The sequence below is a fragment of the Streptomyces sp. NPDC002888 genome (assembly GCF_042888465.1).
Taxonomy (GTDB): Bacteria; Actinomycetota; Actinomycetes; order Streptomycetales; family Streptomycetaceae; genus Streptomyces.
Map to the genome: position 1 here is coordinate 239,366 of NZ_JBIAPU010000012.1, position 16,215 is coordinate 255,580.

A 16,215-nucleotide genomic window follows, 5' to 3' on the forward strand; every position below is an offset into this window, starting at 1 on the left:
AACCGCCTTCCCAAGGCCTGCAGCAACGACCGTCCCGAAGCTCTGCAGTAACGCCCTTACCCCCTCCCCTCATACCTGCATTGGAACCCCCGTGACCAGACTCAGCGTCGAGATGCTGGCAGCGGACACCGTCGAGCCGATCACCTCGGCCGGCCACGCCCAGCTGGGCATCGCCGTGCTGGCGGGCATCGCTGTCATCGTCCTGCTGATCACCAAGTTCAAGCTCCACGCGTTCCTGGCGCTGACCATCGGCTCACTCGCGCTCGGCGCGTTCGCCGGGGCGCCGCTCGACAAGGCCATCGTCAGCTTCACCACGGGCCTGGGCTCCACGGTCGCCGGCGTCGGCGTCCTGATCGCCCTGGGCGCCATCCTCGGCAAGCTGCTCGCGGACTCCGGCGGCGCCGACCAGATCGTCGACACGATCCTCGCGAAGGCGGGCGGCCGGTCGATGCCGTGGGCGATGGTGCTGATCGCCTCGGTGATCGGGCTGCCGCTGTTCTTCGAGGTCGGCGTCGTGCTGCTGATCCCGGTCGTGCTGATGGTCGCCAAGCGGGGCAACTACTCGCTCATGCGGATCGGCATCCCGGCGCTCGCCGGCCTGTCCGTGATGCACGGGCTCGTTCCGCCGCACCCGGGCCCGCTGGTCGCGATCGACGCGGTCGGCGCCAACCTCGGCGTGACGCTGGCGCTCGGCGTGCTCGTCGCCATCCCGACGGTGGTCATAGCGGGGCCGGTCTTCTCCCGGTTCGCGACCCGGTGGGTGGACGTTCCGGCCCCCGACCGCATGATTCCGCAGCGCCCCTCGGAGGACCTGGACAAGCGCCCCGGCTTCGGTGCCACGCTGGCCACCATCCTCCTGCCCGTCGTGCTGATGCTGGCCAAGGCGCTGGTCGACATCGTGGTGGACGACCCCGCCAACACCGTCCAGCGCGTCTTCGACGTCATCGGCTCCCCGCTGATCGCCCTGCTCGCCGCCGTGATCGTCGGCATCTTCACGCTGGGGCGACCCGCCGGGTTCTCCAAGGAGCGCGTCTCGCGGCTCGTCGAGCAGGGCCTCGCACCGATCGCGGGCATCCTGCTGATCGTCGGCGCGGGCGGCGGCTTCAAGCAGACCCTGATCGACTGCGGGGTGGGCCGGATGGTCCTGGACATCTCCGAGGACTGGTCGATCCCGGCCCTGCTGCTGGCGTGGCTGATCGCGGTCGCGATACGCCTGGCGACCGGTTCGGCGACCGTCGCGACCGTCTCCGCGGCAGGCCTCGTGGCCCCCCTCGCGGCCGACATGTCCACCACCCACGCCGCCCTGCTCGTCCTGGCCATCGGCGCCGGCTCCCTCTTCTTCAGCCACGTCAACGACGCCGGTTTCTGGCTGGTGAAGGAGTACTTCGGCCTCAGCGTCGGCCAGAACCTCAAGACCTGGTCGGTCATGGAGACGATCATCTCCGTGGTCGCGGGCGGCCTGGTGCTGCTGCTCTCACTGGTCGTCTAGGACAAGTCCTCTAGGGGTGATCATCCCGCTGTAGCGCTGTTCAGCGGCGCCACAGCGGGTGCTCCCGTTCCGCCCACTCCTGGCTCACCGACCCCGTCCGCATGCCCCGGCGTGCCTCGGGGTCGGCCACGGCCATGCCGATGTGGCCCGCCAGGACGATGCCGATGGTCAGGGCGAGCCAGTCGTGGACGAAGGTCGCGCTCGTGCGCCACATCAGGGGGGTGAGGTGGGTGAACCACATGATCAGGCCGGTGCCGAGCATCACGAGGGTGGCCCCGGTGATCCAGGCCGCGTAGATCTTCTGGCCCGCGTTGAACTTGCCCGCCGGACGCGATTCCCGCCGCCGGTCGCGGCGCAGCGCGGCGCGCAGCCAGAGGCGGTCGTGCGGGAAGAAACGGTTGAGCAGGCGCACGTCGGCACGCAGGGCTCGGGAGGCGAGGCCCGCCAGGAGGGGCACGGGCAGGGCGAGCCCGGCCACCTCGTGGACGCGCACGACCAGCTCGCGGCGGCCGACGAGCTGGGCGAGCTCGGGGATGTAGAGGAAGGCCGCGGTCAGCACACACACGCCCATCAGCAACGCCGTGGTGCGGTGCACCCACCGCTGGACCGGGCCGAAGCGGTGGATCCTCGTGGCGGTGGGCGGGGTGTCAGCTCGTAGGGTCATCGTCACGTCCGTTCGAGTGGCCCACCCAGGCGTCGACGTCGTAGCCGCGCTCCTCCCAGTAGCCGGGGCGCACGTCCTCGGTGACGGTGATGCCGGAGAGCCACTTGGCGGACTTGTAGAAGTACATGGGCGCCACGTAGAGGCGGACGGGGCCGCCATGGTCGTGGCCCAGGTCCTTGTCCTGCATGCGCAGGGCGACCAGGACGTCGGCGCGGCGGGCCTGGGCCAGGGTGAGGCTCTCGCTGTAGGTGCCGTCGAAGCAGGTGAAGCGGACGGCGCCGGATTTCGCCCGTACTCCGGCCGCGTCGAGGAGGACGGACAGCCGTACGCCTTCGAAGGGCGTCTCGGGGACCCGCCAGCCCGTGACGCACTGGACGTCCTTGACCATTCGGGTCTGGGGCAGCGCCCTGAGGTCGGCCAGCGTGTACGTCCTGGGGTGGTCGACCAGGCCGTCGACCTTCAGGCGGTAGCTGTCGGCGTCCCTGTGCGGGACCGAGGCGGCGACGGAGTAGTAGCGGAAGCCTCCGCCGTTGGGGAGCAGTCCGGTGAGGCCGGTGGGGTCCTTGTCGGCGGCGCTTCCGAGGAAGGCCTCGAGTCCGCGTTGCAGGGTGGGCGCGGTGGCCACGCCCAGGATGCCCAGGCCGAGAGTGCCGAGGACGACGCGGCGGCCGACCGGCGTGCCCCGCTCCTCGGGTTGTTCGGAGTTCACGTACTCATTCGAACACCCGCGAGCCCTGTGGGACCAGGGATCGCGGGTGCTCGTCCAGGTTCCGTAATGACTTCTTACGCCACCATGACTTCCTTCGGCACCGACGACGCCTTACGACACCGTCGCCGCCTTCTCCAGCTGGAACGCCTCGTTGCCCAGGCCGATGCGGGCGTGCGCCTCGGGTGCGCGGGAGCGCAGCACCAGGCCTTGGACGAGGCCGGCGACCAGGGCGAGGGCGATGATGCCGGGCAGGACCCAGGTGAGGGCGGAGCCGGGGCCCGCGCCGACGAGGACGTCGAAGTCCTTGACCGTGTAGCCGGCGATCACGAGCAGGGCGACGGCCGCCAGCGCGGAGGTGACCATGCGCCAGCCCTGCGCGGCCGCGGCACCGCGCCGCGCGAAGAAGACGATCACCGAGACCGAGGCCGCCGCCATCAGCAGGATCACGCCGAGCGCGCCCACGTTTCCGCACCAGGTGAACAACTGGAGGACGGGTGCGGTGGGGTCGCCGGCCGGCTTGTCGTCGGCCACGGCGAAGGCGGCGACGACCACCACGGAGACGGCCGTCTGGAGCAGCGAGCCCGTGCCCGGCGCTCCGCTCGTGCCCGTCGTCCGTCCGAAGGCGCGCGGCAGCAGTCCCTCGCGGCCCATGGCGAAGGCGTACCGGGCGACGACGTTGTGGAAGCTGAGCAGGGCGGCGAACATGCCGGTGACGAAGAGGACGTGCAGGACGTCGGTGAAGGTGGCGCCGAGCCGGGACTCGGTCAGGGAGAACAGCAGGTTCGCGCTCTCCTTCTGCGCGGCCCCGACGATCTGCGAGGGTCCGGCGGCGACGGTGAGCGCCCAGCTGCTGAGCGCGAAGAAGACGGCCACTCCGGCGACCGCGAGGAACATCACGCGCGGGACGAGGACGTGCGGCCGGCTGGTCTCCTCCGCGTAGACGGGGGCCTGCTCGAAGCCGGTGAAGGCCGCGATGCAGAAGCACAGGGCGGTGCCGACGCCCGCGCCGGTGAGGGTGTCCGGGTTGAAGGCGTGCAGGGACAGGCCCTCCTTCGCGGGGTCGGCGACGGCGGCGATGTCGAAGAGGACGACGAGGGCCACCTCGACGACCAGCAGGACGCCGAGCACGCGCGCGTTGACGTCGATCTTCAGCCGGCCGAGCGTGCCGACGACGAGGACGGCGGCGAGCGCCGGTATCCACCAGGCGACCTCCAGGTCGGCGTAGGTGGCGAACAGTCCGGAGACCTCGAAGCCGAAGATGCCGTAGATGCCCACCTGGAGCGCGCTGTACGCGACGAGGGCGAGCAGGGCGGCGCCCGCGCCCGCGGTGCCGCCGAGGCCGCGGGAGACGTAGGCGTAGAAGGCGCCGGCGTTGTGGACGTGCCGGCTCATCTCGGCGTATCCGACGCCGAACAGGACGAGGACCGCGCCGAGGAGGACGAAGAGGAGGGGCTGTCCGACGATGCCCATCACTGCGAATGTGGTGGGCATGACACCGGCGACGACCATGATCGGGCCGGTCGCGGCGAGGACGGAGAGCAGCAGGCCCCCCGTGCCGAGGCGGTCGGCGCGCAGCGCGCGTTCCTGCCCCTTGAAGGTGCTGATGGTGCTCTCGGTGGGTCTGCTCGTGCTCGAACTGCCCGTGGTCATCGAGGGCCGTTCCTTTCGGGGGTCTGGCGTCGGGTGGTGTTACGCCGTGCCGAGCGCGGCGGCGCGTGCGGCACGGAAGGCGGTGTGGGGATCGCGGTCGGGGTACGACCAGGGCGCCGGGGTGGCGTGAGCGCCGATGCGGTGGAAGAGGGCGGCGGCCTCGGCGCCGCGGCCCTCGCAGACCTTGGCGTGGGCGAGGAAGTTGAGGTCGACGAGGCGGCGCGGGTGGCCGTCGTGTTCCCACTCCAGCCACCAGTCGAAGGCGGCCTTCATCACCAGACGGGCCCGGCGTCCGTGCCAGTGCTCGGAGCGGGCCGGCTCGGCGGGCTCGAACCCGGCGGCGGCCAGGACGCGGTAGCGCTCGGCGTGCGCGACGACCGGCAGGATCGCCAGCGGTGAGTCGGCGGGGGCCTGCTCGGCGGCCCAGGCGGCGAAGTCGTACACCTCGTGCAGCGGGTCGGGGCCGGCGTCGGCGCGGCGCTCGGCGAGCCGGGAGACGACGAGGTGGTGGGCGTGATGGTGGTCGGCGTGGCGCAGGCGCACCTCGTCGAAGAGCCGGACGATCTCCTCCTCGCCGCCCCCGGCACGCTCCAGCAGGAGCAGGCCGAGCCAGGGTGTGGGGTCGGCGGGCGCGAGCGCGGCGGCGGTGTGGCAGGCCTCCCGGGCCCGGGCCGGCTTCTCCTTGCCGCGCAGGGCACCGCCGACCAGGGCCAGGGCGAGCAGGACGCAGGCGTCGGCGGAGTCGGGCTCGGCGAGCAGCCAGTCGCGGGCCCAGGCGGCGCTGTACGGCTCCTCGGCGAGGACGGTGACGCGGTGTCCGCGGCGGTCCCAGTCGTCGCCGGTGCGAGCGAGCAGGGAGCGGGCGGCCTGCCAGCGGCCCTGGGTGAGGGCGGTGCGCGCGTCGCGGAGTTCGGTGTCGTCGAGTGCCGCGTCGAAGGCCAGGGCCGCGCGCTTGCGGCCGCGGCCGAGAGGTAGCGGGAGTGGGGACACCGCTGGCTTCCTCACGTTCTTCGCGCGATGTGTTCGATGTCGACCCGCCATCGGCCGATCACGGACAGCAAACCCCCAGCCAATGCTTTCCGTCAAGAAAGGCAGGTGAGTGACATATGCCAACCGGCCATCCGTAAAAGGGAGTTGCGACCGGCCCGATCGGCAGGCCGCCAGGTGGGAGGGGGTACGACGCCATGGATGTGGCGTACGCCATGGCACGGCCGCGTCCGGCATCGCACCATGGGCACAACGGTCGCGCCGCCACCCTCCCGAGGCCCTCGCCGATCCGCCGGGTCGCGACCGAGTCAGTCGCCCGGTTCCGGGCACTCCTGGAAGCACCGTTCCAGGCACCCCGGACACCAAATCCCCCGAAAACGGTAGAGTCGGCCATTACGCACATCCACATCCGTGGCCGACGGAAGATCATCGAGGTATCGCAGCGTGTCGTTTCTGGTTCTGGTTCTCGCCGTGAGCGCCGCTTGTTGTCTCGGCTTCGGCTACGTGTTGCAGCAGAACGCCGCGCAGAAGGCGCCCCTCGGCGACTTCCTCTCCTTCCGTCTGCTGCTGGACCTGATGCGGGTGCCGCGGTGGCTGGGCGGCATCGGGCTGATGGTGGCCGGTATGGCGCTGGGCGCGGTCGCGCTCGGGCAGGGCGAGGTCTCCCTGGTCGAACCACTGCTCGCCACGAACCTGCTCTTCGCCCTCGCACTCTCCCGTCGGCAGACCCGGCAGCCGCTGGGCCGGCAGGGCTGGGCGGGCCTGGCGCTGCTGGCGGGCGGGGTGAGCGTGTTCATCGTGGCCGGCCAGCCGCGCGGCGGCACCGCGGTCACCGATCCGGTGCGGCACTGGCTGATCATCGGCGTGATGGTGGGCCTCGCCCTGCTGCTCACGGGCTACGCCAAACGCTCGCGACTGAGCTCGGCACCGGTGCTGCTGGCCCTGGCGGCCGGGCTGCTCTACGGCCTCCAGGACGCGCTGACCCGGGTCAGCGGCGAGCGGTTCTCCGCGGGCGGCTTCGCCGAGCTGCTGACCGGCTGGCAGCCGTACGCCGTGCTGGCGCTGGGCGTGACCGGCCTGGTCCTGGTCCAGAGCGCCTTCGAGACCGCGTCCCTGCGCATGTCGCTCCCCGCCCTCACCGCGGCCCAGCCGCTGGCCGGTATCGCCTGCGGCATCGGCTTCCTCGGCGACCGCCTCCAGACCGACCCCGGCGCCCTCGTCTGGGAGGCCGCGGGCCTCGCGGCCGTCGTCGTCGGCATCGCCCTCCTCGGCTGCCACCCGGCCATGCCCAGCGGCACGGCCAAGCCGGAACGCGTACGCGACCTCCAGCCGAGCTGACGCCACCGTCCGGGCCACGCCGGCTCGGCACCGCCCCCGAGACAGCCTGGTTGGATGGCTTTCATGAGTGCCGCTGACGAGATCCTCGACATCGTCGACGAGGACGACCGGGTGGTCGGGCAGTCCCCGCGAGGTGAGGCGTACGCGCGCGGGCTGCGGCACCGTTGCGTGTTCATCCAGGCCCGGGACGCCCAGGGACGGATCTTCGTGCACCGCCGCACCCCGACCAAGCTGGTCTTTCCCTCCCTGTACGACATGTTCGTCGGCGGCGTCGTCGGCGCCGGCGAGGCCTACGACGACGCGGCCCTGCGCGAGGCCGAGGAGGAACTGGGCGTGAGCGGTCTGCCCCGCCCCGCCTTCCTCTTCAAGTTCCTCTACGACAACAACGCCGGCCAGACCTGGTGGTCCGCCGTCTACGAGGTCCGCTGCGACCTGCCCGTCCACCCGCAGGTCGAGGAGGTCGCCTGGCACGGCTTCCTGCCGGAGGAGGAGATGACCCGCCGCCTGACCGACTGGCCGTGGGTACCGGACGGACTGGCGGCGTACGAGCACCTGAAGGCCTACCGCTCGGCGGGCTGACCGGAGGAACGGCCACCCGTGAGCGCGTCGGCCAGGGCGTCTTCCTGCTCGGCGGTGATGCCCCGCGCGAGCGGCACCGCGCGGGGGCTGTACGCGCCGTCGCACACCGCGAGCGGGCTCGGTCGGGCCGTGGTTCCGCTGAGCGGGCTCGGACGCCGCACAGTCCACGTGGGCGGCTCCCAGAAGTGCTGCTCCAGAAGCCGCTTCGCCAGTCCGGGCGCGGCCCCGCCGTCGACCTCGACGGATCTCAGCGCACCGGAGATCCGCTCCACCGCCTCCGCCTCCGGCACGTCCGCGTCGCCGAACGCGGGCAGCAGCAGGAGCAGCCGCCGCGCGGGATCGCGTACGCCTTCGGCCCCGGCCGGCGCCGACTCGGCCACGGCGACCAGTTCGGGCCAGGACAGACCCGGCCCACTGAAGTGACCCTCGACGGATGCCAGGTAGGCGTACCGGTCCCAGTCGGGGTGTGCGATCAGGTAGTCCGTGCCCGAGTCCTCCGGGAAGTTGCGGTGGACGATCCACAGCAGGTGCCCGCCCGCCAGGGGTATGCGGAAGGCGGGCCACACCTCCTCGGCGTCGTACAGCGCCTCGCCCGCCGCGTCCACGTCCGCCGAATCCGCCCCGAACAGTTCGGGCTCCTGCGCGAACTCGTCCCAGGCGGGCCCGTAGTACGCCGGCCAGAACCCGGGCAGGTCGAGCAGGTGCTCGGCCGGGGCGATGCCGTGCCCGGGCGTCGCATACCGGGCCAGTGACGTGGGGACCTCCATGCCCCGAACCGTAGCGGGCGGCACTGACAACGCTCCCTCCCGACGGTCCCGGTAGTGTCCTGGGCGTGATCGAGTTCGTGCAGAACATCCGGCTGTGGTTCGCCCCGCAGCGCGTCCGCGAGGAGGGCCACACCCCCGACTACCGGTTCTCGCTGGCCAACGAGCGCACCTTCCTGGCCTGGCTGCGCACCGCCCTCGCCCTCATCGGCGGGGGGTTCGCGGTGGACCAGTTCCTGCCCGACCTGCGCTGGGGCTGGCGCGTCGGCCTCGCGCTCGCCCTGCTGGCGGCGGGTGTGCTGTGCTCGCTGCGCGCGGTGAACCACTGGATGCGCTGCGAGCGGGCGATGCGTCGCGGCGAGGATCTGCCGGTGTCACGCTTCCCGGCCCTGCTCGGCGTCGTCGTCGCGGTGGTGGCCGTCGCGATGGTCGTCGTCGTGCTCGTGGGATGGGACGGATGAGCGACGGGCACGGCGCGCCCGGGCCCGAGCCCCGTCCCGAGCGGACGGGCGACGAGCGCGACCCCGGGCTGCAGCCGGAGCGCACCCGGCTCGCGTGGCGGCGTACGACGCTGTCGAGCACCGTCGCCGCCGTCCTCGCCGTGAAGACCGCGCTTCACGGCGGGGCGACGGCCGCGGGAATCACGGTCTGTGCCCTGTGCTGCGCCCTGTGGCTGGGCTTCCTGATCGTCGCCCACCACCGCATCCGCACCCTCGCCGCCACGTCCCGCCCCCCGGCCCTGGCCCCGCGCGACGCCATGGCAGCGGTCCTGTGCACGGTGGCCATGGCGGTGTGCGCGGCGGCGCTGGTGTTCTAGTGCCCCGGCAGGCAACGTTCGCCCCGTCGCGACGCCCGGCACGCCCTCTCGCCGCACCGGCCGAAAACCCAAGGTCATCCAGTACGAGGGCTTCCGGCCGGCACGCCGAGAGCACGCTCCCCCACTCTCGGCTTCGCTAAAGCGGGAGGGCCCCCCCACGACGCCGCTCCTTGACGGGCAAACGTTGCCTGCCGGGGCACTAGTACCCGGTGGCACCCGCCTGCTCGTCCGCCTGCTCGGCCTCCGTCTCCCACTCCACGGTCACCACGATCTTCCCCCGCGTCCGCCCCTCCTGGTTGAGCCGGTGGGCGTCCGCCGCCCGCTCCAGCGGGAACGTGTCCGACACGTGCACGGACACCACGCCCTGTTCCGCCAGGTCCGCGAGCCGTTGCAGGTCCTCCGCGTCGGGGCGCACCCAGGAGTAGCGTCCGCCGTAGCCGAGGACGTCCGGGTCGGCGATCGACGCGAGGCGGCCCTCGGCGGCCAGGAGGTTCACCGAGGCCCGCAGGGCGTCACCGCCGACGGTGTCGAAGGCGACGTCCACGCCCTCGGGGGCCAGGCCCCGCACCCGGTCGGCCAGCCCGGCGCCGTAGATCACGGGCTCGCCTCCCAGGGAGCGCACGAAGTCGTGGTTGCCCTCGCTCGCCGTACCGATCACCCGCGCGCCCAGATGACGGGCGATCTGCACCGCGATCGAGCCGACCCCGCCGGCCGCCGCGTGGATCAGGACCGTCTCGCCGCGCTTCACCTGGAGGACCTTGATCAGCACCTGGTACGCGGTGAGCCCCGCGAGCGGCAGGCCGGCCGCCTCCTCGAAGGAGAGGGTGCGCGGCTTGCGGGCGAGGGTGCGCACGGGGGCGGCGACGTACTCCGCGAACGTGCCGCGGGAGAGGAAGTCCTCGCGGACGTAGCCGATGACCTCGTCGCCGACCGCGAACTCCGTGACGGAGACCCCCGGCTGCACGACGACGCCCGAGACGTCCCACCCGGGGACAACCGGGAAGACCGGTTCGAGCATGCCGTCCAGGTAGCCCTCGCGGCATTTCCAGTCGACGGGGTTGACCGCGGCGGCCCGGACCTTCACGAGCACGGCGTCGGGCCCCACTTTCGGGTCACCGACCTCCCCGTACTCCAGTACCTCGGGTCCGCCGTACCGGCTGTAGCTGATCGCCTTCATGTCATCGACCCTCCGGGGTACGCGAACGGCACGCAAGCCGAATGCCCTGATATTCACCTTTTATATGGCAGCCTGTCCGTCGCCAGTACGACCGCCTCGAAGGTGAGCGCCCATGACCACCGTGCACCAGGCACACGCCTCCCACACGCACACCCACGGCCCGGACTGCGGCCACACCGAGGTCCCGCACGGCGACCACGTCGACTACGCGCACGACGGCCATCTGCACCGCGAGCACGGCGGCCACTGGGACGAGTGCGAGCCCTCCGCGCACACCGCCCACGACGACCACGCCCACCAGCACGGCGAGGACTGCGGCCACGCGCGCGTGGACCACGGCGACCACGTCGACTACCTCCACGACGGCCACCGGCACGCCCGGCACGACGGGCACTGGGACGACCACTGAGGTCCCACCGCCGACGCACCGACGGCTCCCCGCCGTACCGCGCGGGGAGCCGTCGGCCTATCGTGGCTCAGGTCACGTTCGGCTCGCGCACTGGACGACATACCGACCGGTCGGCATCATAAGTCGGGTCACGTTCCGTTCACTCGCCCGTAGGAGCGACGCATGAGCCCCGACCACCCGCCCGGACTCGATCTCGACCGGCTGCGCGGCCTGCTCGACCGGGAGCGGCCCGGCCTGGCGCAGGGCCCCCTCACCGGCCGACTGATCGAGGGCGGACGGTCGAACCTGACGTACGAGGTCTCGGACGGCACGTCGAAGTGGGTCGTACGACGGCCCCCGCTCGGCCATGTCCTGGCCACCGCGCACGACATGAAGCGCGAGCACCGCGTGATCAGCGCCCTGCACCCGACGAAGGTTCCGGTGCCGCGCCCGGTGCTGCTGTGCGAGGACGACGAGGTGCTCGGGGCGTCCTTCTACGTCATGGAGTTCGTGCCGGGCACGCCGTACCGCACGGCCGACCAGCTCGCCCCGCTCGGCCCCGAGCGCACGCGCGACGCGGTGCTGTCGCTCGTCGACACGCTCGTCGAGCTGCACGCCGTGGACCCCGCCGAGGTGGGCCTGACCGACTTCGGCCGCCCCGAGGGCTTCCTGGACCGCCAGCTGCGCCGCTGGGGCAAGCAGCTGGACGCCTCCCGCAGCCGCGAACTGGCCGGTGTCGACGAGCTGCACGCGGCGCTCGGCCGCGAACTGCCCCACTCCCCCGCCCCGGCCGTCGTGCACGGCGACTACCGCCTCGACAACGTCCTCATCGGCGAGACCGAGGAGGGCACCGACAAGATCAGGGCGATCCTCGACTGGGAGATGTCGACGCTCGGCGACCCGCTGACCGACCTGGGCCTGCTGGTGATGTACAGCATCCCGCTCGGCGCACCCGACTCCCCGGTCTCCACCACCGCCGAGGCCCCCGGGCACCCGGCGCCCGCCGAGCTGATCGAGCGGTACGCCGCGCGTTCGGGGCGCGACGTCTCCGCGGTCTCCTGGTACACGGCGTTCGCCTGGTTCAAGCTCGCCGTGATCCTGGAGGGCATCCACTACCGCTACACCCTGGGCCAGACCGTCGGCCGCGGATTCGACCGCATCGGCGAACTCGTCCCCGTGTTCATCGAGCACGGCCTGACCACTCTCCAGGAAGGCTGACCCGCCATGGACTTCGCGTTCGACGCGCGCACCGAGGAACTGCGCGCCAAGCTGCTCGCCTTCATGGACGAGTACGTCTACCCGGCCGAGGCCGTCGCGGAGGAGCAGCGCGCGCAGCTGGCCTCGCCGTGGGACACCCCGGCCGTGGTCGAGGAGCTGAAGGCCGAGGCGCGCCGCCAGGGCCTGTGGAACCTCTTCCACCCCGACGCGGAATACGGCGCCGGGCTGACGAACCTCCAGTACGCGCCGCTCGCCGAGATCACCGGCCGCTCCCCGCAGCTCGCGCCCACCGTGACGAACTGCGCTGCCCCCGACACCGGCAACATGGAGGTGCTCTCCCAGTTCGGCGACGAGCAGCAGAAGAAGCAGTGGCTGGAGCCGCTGCTCGCCGGTGAGATCCGCTCGGCGTTCGCGATGACCGAGCCGGAGGTGGCCTCCTCGGACGCCACGAACATCACGACGTACATCGAGCGGGACGGCGACGAGTACGTCATCACCGGCCGCAAGTGGTACATCTCCGGGGCGCTGAACCCGGACTGCAAGATCCTCATCGTGATGGGCAAGACCGACCCGGACGGGCCGGACATCCGCCGTCAGCAGTCCATGGTGCTCGTCCCGCGCGACACCCCGGGCGTCACCGTCAAGCGGGCGATGCAGGTCTTCGGCTACGAGGACCACTACCACGGCGGCCACGCCGAGGTGATCTTCGACCACGCGCGTGTGCCGGTGTCGAACCTCGTCGGCGAGGAGGGCGGCGGCTTCGCCATCGCGCAGGCCCGGCTCGGCCCCGGCCGCATCCACCACTGCATGCGGCTGATCGGCATGGCGGAGCGGGCGATCGAGCTGATGTGCCGGCGGGCCGTGTCCCGTACGGCCTTCGGCAAGGCGCTGGCCCAGCAGGGCGTGGTCCACAACTGGATCGCGGACGCGCGCGTGACGGTCGAGCAGCTGCGGCTGCTGGTGCTGAAGACGGCCTGGCTGATGGACACGGTCGGCAACAGGGGCGCGCACACGGAGATCCAGTCCATCAAGATCGCCACGCCCCGCGCGGTCGTCGACATCATCGACCGGGCGATCCAGCTGCACGGCGCCGGCGGTGTGAGCCAGGACTTCCCGCTGGCCGAGCTGTACGCCGGTGCCCGGACGCTGATGATCGCCGACGGCCCGGACGAGGTCCACCAGCGTTCGCTGGCGCGCCGGGAGCTGAAGAAGTACCTGTGAGGTGACGGGTAAGGGGCGGTCGCCCATGGCGACCGCCCCTTACGCACGCAGTCAGGGACGCAAGGCCCGCAGCAGGAGGTCGGCCAGGTGGTCGGCGACCTGTTGCGGGGTCATCGGGCCGTCCGGCCGGTACCAGGTCGACAGGTGGTGGACCGAGCCGAAGTGGTAGTCCACCACCAGGTCCGCCGGGGTCGCCTTCGAGAAGACCCCGGCCTCCTGGCCCTCCTCGACGAGCGCGCGGAAGCGCTCGTGGTAGCGCCGGCGCTCGGCGCGCACCTGCTTGTTCTTCTCCGGGCTCAGGTGGTGCATCGAGCGGAAGAAGATCATCGCGTCGTCGAGGTTGTCGATCGTGGTGACGACGACGTCGGCCGCCGCGCCCCGCAGACGCTTCTCGATCGGCTCGTCGGCGTCCGCGAAGGCGTCGAGTCTCTCCTGCTGCACCCGCAGCACGCGCGCGTACACCTCGTGCAGGAGGTCGTCCTTGGAGCCGAAGTAGTGGTAGAGCGCCCCCTTGGTGACGCCGGCCGCCTCGACGATCTCCTGCACCGAGGTGCGGTCGTATCCCCGCTCGGCGAAGAGCCGGGTGGCGGCGGCGAGGAGCCGCTGCGGGACGGGAGTTCCCTCTCCGTCCGTCGTCCTGGGCACTGCCGCCACCTTCCTTTCCGTGATGCCTACTGGCCGTCGTGCGCGCGGGAACGCAGTTCCCGCCGGAGGATCTTCCCACTTGCCGTCTTGGGCAAGTCGGGCAGTATCTCCACCTGCCGCGGATATTTGTAGGCCGCCAGTTTGTCCTTGCAGTAGGCCGCGAGCGTATCGGGGTCCGTGTCGGCGCCCGGACGCAGGCTGATGTACGCCTTGACGGTCTCGCCGCGGTAGCCGTCGGCCACCCCGACGACGGCTGCCTCGCGCACCGCCGGGTGGGTGTACAGGACGTCCTCGACCTCGCGCGGCCAGACCTTGAAGCCGGACGCGTTGATCATGTCCTTCTTGCGGTCGACGACGTACAGCCAGCCCTCCGCGTCCATGAACCCGATGTCGCCGGTGCGCAGCTCGCCGCCGGGGAAGGTCTCCGCGGTCGCCTCGGGGCGCCGCCAGTACCCGGGCACGACCTGCGGGCCGCTGACGACGATCTCGCCCTGCTCGCCGAAGGGCACCTCCGCGCCCCGGTCGTCGACGATGCGCACGACCGCGTCGGCGCAGGGCACGCCCACCGCGAGGGTCCCCGAGGCCGGGTCGACGGGTGCCTCCCGCTGGGGCGGGACGGACGCGCAGGGCGCGGTGCACTCGGTGAGCCCGTAGCCGTTGCGGATGTACGGCCCGAAGCCCGCCCGGAACTTCTCCACCAGCGCGGGCGGCAGCGGGGCGCCGCCGGAGGAGATGTTCACGAAGGAGGAGAAGTGGTCCCGTGTGACGTCCGGATGGGCCGCCAGCGCCATGAAGGCGGTGGAGGGGCCGACCGTGTAGTGCGGGCCGTGCTCGGCGAACGCGTCGAGGACGACGCCCGCCTCGAAGCGGTACGCCAGCACGAGCGTGCCCGCGCTGTTGAGGCAGGCGCCCAGCTGGCAGACCATCCCGGTGATGTGGAACAGCGGCGCCAGCGCGTAGTACACGGGCTCGTCGGGCAGGTCCAGGCCGGTCCGCTGCCGCTCGGCGTTGTACATGATGTTGCCGTGCGTGTTGGTGGCGCCCTTGGGGGCGCCGCTCGTGCCCGAGGTGTAGCTGATCAGCGCGATGTCCGAGGCGGCCGGGTCGCGCCCCTCCGGCGCCTTGTGCCCCGCGCGGGCGACGGCCGTCAGGTCGTCGGCGTCGGGGACCTCCGGCACCCGCTCGAAGGTGAGCACGCGCGCGTCGTTACGCGTCTGGAAATCCAACTCACACGCCGTGAGCACGATCCGTACGGGCGAGTCGGCGGCCGTGTCCCGGAGATACGACTCCCACGCCCGGTCGGAACACACCAGTGCGGCCACCTCACCGTCCCGCAGGACATGGGCGACCTCCCCCGCCTTGTACATCGGGTTGACGGGCACGACGGTCGCGCCGGCCTTCCAGGCGCCGAGCACGGAGAGCACGAACTGCGGCGAGTTCTGCAGCAGCACGGCCACCCGGTCGCCGCGCTCCAGACCCCGGGCCACGAAATGCCCGGCGATCGAGTCGCTCAGCTCGTCGACCTCGCGGTACGTGAGCCGGCCGTCGAAGTAGGCCAGGAACGTGCGGTCCGGGGCCTCGGCGGCGGACCGGCGCAGGGCGTGCACGAGGGAGTCGGCCGGGTCGATCGGGGCACGCTGGGCCTCGTTGAGGAGCCCCAGCCAGGGCTTGACCGCGTACGGGGAAGAGGTCGGGGAGGTCACTGCCCGGCCTCCCACTTCTGCTGGATGTGGTTCATGTTGCTCAGCCACCGGTCGGGGGTGGCCGCCCGGGCCTGGTAGTACGCGGCCACCTCGGGGTGCGGCAGGATCAGGAAGCGGTCCTCCTCGATCCCCTGGAACAGGGCGTCCGCGACGTCCCCCGGCTCGATCGCGGTCGGCTTGAGCACCAGGTCGCCCGCGCTGCCGGTGGCCGCCAGCATGTCGGTACGGACGCCCTGCGGACAGATCGCGTGGACCTTGATCCCCCGGTGCCGGTACGTCAGCGACAGCCACTCGGCGAAGGCGTACGCACCGTGCTTGGTGACGCTGTAGGGCGCCGCCCCGATCATGGTCAACAACCCGGCCGCGGACACGGTGGACACGAACCGCCCGCTCCCCCGCTCCAGCCACTCCGGAAGCAGCGCCTGCGCCGCCCGGACGTGCGCCATGACATTGACGTCCCAGGCAAGTGCCCAGACGGCCTCGTCGGCCGCCTCGGAACCCCCGGAGGCCACACCGGCGTTGGCGCAGTAGACATCGACGGTGCCGCCCAGCGCGTCGCGAGCGTCACCCACGATCACGGAGGCGTCCCCGGGGACGGCAATCCCACCGATCTCCTCGGCGACGGCCTCGGCCCGCGAGGCATCCAGGTCATTGACGACGACCCGCGCCCCTTCAGCGGCAAAGCGACGGGCCAGCGCGGCTCCGATACCGCCTCCCGCCCCAGTGACGACCACTCCAGCACCCTGCAAGGCTTCCACCATCGGTCCCCTTCGACACGACTCCGGCTCCCCCGGCAGGGCCAGACTAACCGGTCGGTATGTTGCAGGGAAGGGGTGTTGCATCCCACCTAAGGGGCGCGGGGCTGT

17 protein-coding genes are annotated in these 16,215 nt (G+C 71.8%); 8 read left to right on the plus strand and 9 right to left on the minus strand.

Annotated elements, in window-relative coordinates; translation table 11 throughout:
• Positions 1-91: 91 nt before the first annotated feature.
• A complete protein-coding gene (locus ACFYWX_RS21420) occupies positions 92-1,489 on the plus strand; it encodes a gluconate:H+ symporter (RefSeq protein WP_389425635.1) in 1,398 nt (465 codons plus the stop codon).
• Between the two features lie 40 nt (positions 1,490-1,529).
• Here ACFYWX_RS21420 and ACFYWX_RS21425 read toward each other — a convergent pair whose 3' ends face one another.
• From ACFYWX_RS21425 to ACFYWX_RS21440, 4 genes are all read right to left on the minus strand, one after another.
• Positions 1,530-2,153, minus strand: a complete 624-nt coding sequence (locus ACFYWX_RS21425) for a cytochrome b/b6 domain-containing protein (protein ID WP_389425636.1) — start codon at positions 2,151-2,153, stop codon at positions 1,530-1,532.
• Positions 2,137-2,862 carry a molybdopterin-dependent oxidoreductase gene (locus ACFYWX_RS21430; RefSeq protein WP_389425637.1) on the minus strand — a complete coding sequence of 242 codons (726 nt, stop codon included), beginning with the start codon at positions 2,860-2,862 and terminating at the stop codon, positions 2,137-2,139. The genes ACFYWX_RS21425 and ACFYWX_RS21430 overlap by 17 nt, the downstream gene beginning before the upstream one ends.
• Before the next feature lie 111 nt (positions 2,863-2,973).
• Positions 2,974-4,512, minus strand: a complete 1,539-nt coding sequence (locus ACFYWX_RS21435; protein WP_389425638.1) for an APC family permease — start codon at positions 4,510-4,512, stop codon at positions 2,974-2,976.
• A 39-nt stretch (positions 4,513-4,551) separates the two neighbouring features.
• The gene (locus ACFYWX_RS21440) at positions 4,552-5,502 is read right to left on the minus strand and encodes a hypothetical protein (RefSeq protein ID WP_389425639.1); all 951 of its coding nucleotides are present in this window, start codon (positions 5,500-5,502) and stop codon (positions 4,552-4,554) included.
• Between the two features lie 441 nt (positions 5,503-5,943).
• Between ACFYWX_RS21440 and ACFYWX_RS21445 the strand changes: the two genes are divergently transcribed.
• Both ACFYWX_RS21445 and ACFYWX_RS21450 read left to right on the plus strand, forming a co-directional pair.
• Positions 5,944-6,837: a DMT family transporter gene (locus tag ACFYWX_RS21445; protein ID WP_389425640.1), complete on the plus strand. Its 894-nt coding sequence runs from the start codon at positions 5,944-5,946 to the stop codon at positions 6,835-6,837.
• A 63-nt stretch (positions 6,838-6,900) separates the two neighbouring features.
• Positions 6,901-7,416 (plus strand): NUDIX hydrolase, encoded by a 516-nt coding sequence (locus tag ACFYWX_RS21450; protein WP_389425641.1) that lies wholly within the window; start codon positions 6,901-6,903, stop codon positions 7,414-7,416.
• On the opposite strand, the gene ACFYWX_RS21455 is transcribed toward ACFYWX_RS21450, so the two are convergent.
• Positions 7,398-8,183 (minus strand): hypothetical protein, encoded by a 786-nt coding sequence (locus tag ACFYWX_RS21455; RefSeq protein ID WP_389425642.1) that lies wholly within the window; start codon positions 8,181-8,183, stop codon positions 7,398-7,400. The genes ACFYWX_RS21450 and ACFYWX_RS21455 overlap by 19 nt on opposite strands.
• 65 nt (positions 8,184-8,248) lie before the next feature.
• Here ACFYWX_RS21455 and ACFYWX_RS21460 point away from each other — a divergent pair, with 65 nt between their 5' ends.
• Both ACFYWX_RS21460 and ACFYWX_RS21465 read left to right on the plus strand, forming a co-directional pair.
• Positions 8,249-8,641 carry a YidH family protein gene (locus ACFYWX_RS21460; RefSeq protein ID WP_389425643.1) on the plus strand — a complete coding sequence of 131 codons (393 nt, stop codon included), beginning with the start codon at positions 8,249-8,251 and terminating at the stop codon, positions 8,639-8,641.
• Positions 8,638-8,997, plus strand: a complete 360-nt coding sequence (locus tag ACFYWX_RS21465) for a DUF202 domain-containing protein (RefSeq protein ID WP_389425644.1) — start codon at positions 8,638-8,640, stop codon at positions 8,995-8,997. Before ACFYWX_RS21460 ends, ACFYWX_RS21465 begins: the two co-directional genes overlap by 4 nt.
• A 199-nt stretch (positions 8,998-9,196) precedes the next feature.
• Here ACFYWX_RS21465 and ACFYWX_RS21470 read toward each other — a convergent pair whose 3' ends face one another.
• Entirely contained in the window at positions 9,197-10,174 is a 978-nt protein-coding gene (locus ACFYWX_RS21470; RefSeq protein ID WP_389425645.1) for an NADP-dependent oxidoreductase, read from the minus strand.
• A 112-nt stretch (positions 10,175-10,286) separates the two neighbouring features.
• Between ACFYWX_RS21470 and ACFYWX_RS21475 the strand changes: the two genes are divergently transcribed.
• The 3 genes from ACFYWX_RS21475 (at position 10,287) to ACFYWX_RS21485 (ending at position 13,001) form a co-directional block, all read left to right on the plus strand.
• Entirely contained in the window at positions 10,287-10,583 is a 297-nt protein-coding gene (locus tag ACFYWX_RS21475) for a hypothetical protein (RefSeq protein WP_389425646.1), read from the plus strand.
• 162 nt (positions 10,584-10,745) lie between these two features.
• The gene (locus ACFYWX_RS21480; protein ID WP_389425647.1) at positions 10,746-11,780 is read left to right on the plus strand and encodes a phosphotransferase family protein; all 1,035 of its coding nucleotides are present in this window, start codon (positions 10,746-10,748) and stop codon (positions 11,778-11,780) included.
• Positions 11,781-11,786: 6 nt separating this feature from the next.
• Positions 11,787-13,001, plus strand: a complete 1,215-nt coding sequence (locus ACFYWX_RS21485; protein ID WP_389425648.1) for an acyl-CoA dehydrogenase family protein — start codon at positions 11,787-11,789, stop codon at positions 12,999-13,001.
• Between the two features lie 51 nt (positions 13,002-13,052).
• Here ACFYWX_RS21485 and ACFYWX_RS21490 read toward each other — a convergent pair whose 3' ends face one another.
• From ACFYWX_RS21490 to ACFYWX_RS21500, 3 genes are read right to left on the minus strand one after another with little or no spacing between them, the layout of a single operon-like run.
• Positions 13,053-13,646, minus strand: coding sequence for a TetR/AcrR family transcriptional regulator (locus ACFYWX_RS21490; protein WP_389425649.1), 594 nt, complete (start codon positions 13,644-13,646; stop codon positions 13,053-13,055).
• 26 nt (positions 13,647-13,672) lie between these two features.
• Positions 13,673-15,349, minus strand: coding sequence for a class I adenylate-forming enzyme family protein (locus ACFYWX_RS21495; RefSeq protein ID WP_389425650.1), 1,677 nt, complete (start codon positions 15,347-15,349; stop codon positions 13,673-13,675).
• A complete protein-coding gene (locus ACFYWX_RS21500) occupies positions 15,346-16,110 on the minus strand; it encodes an SDR family oxidoreductase (protein ID WP_389425651.1) in 765 nt (254 codons plus the stop codon). Before ACFYWX_RS21500 ends, ACFYWX_RS21495 begins: the two co-directional genes overlap by 4 nt.
• Positions 16,111-16,215: the final 105 nt, after the last annotated feature.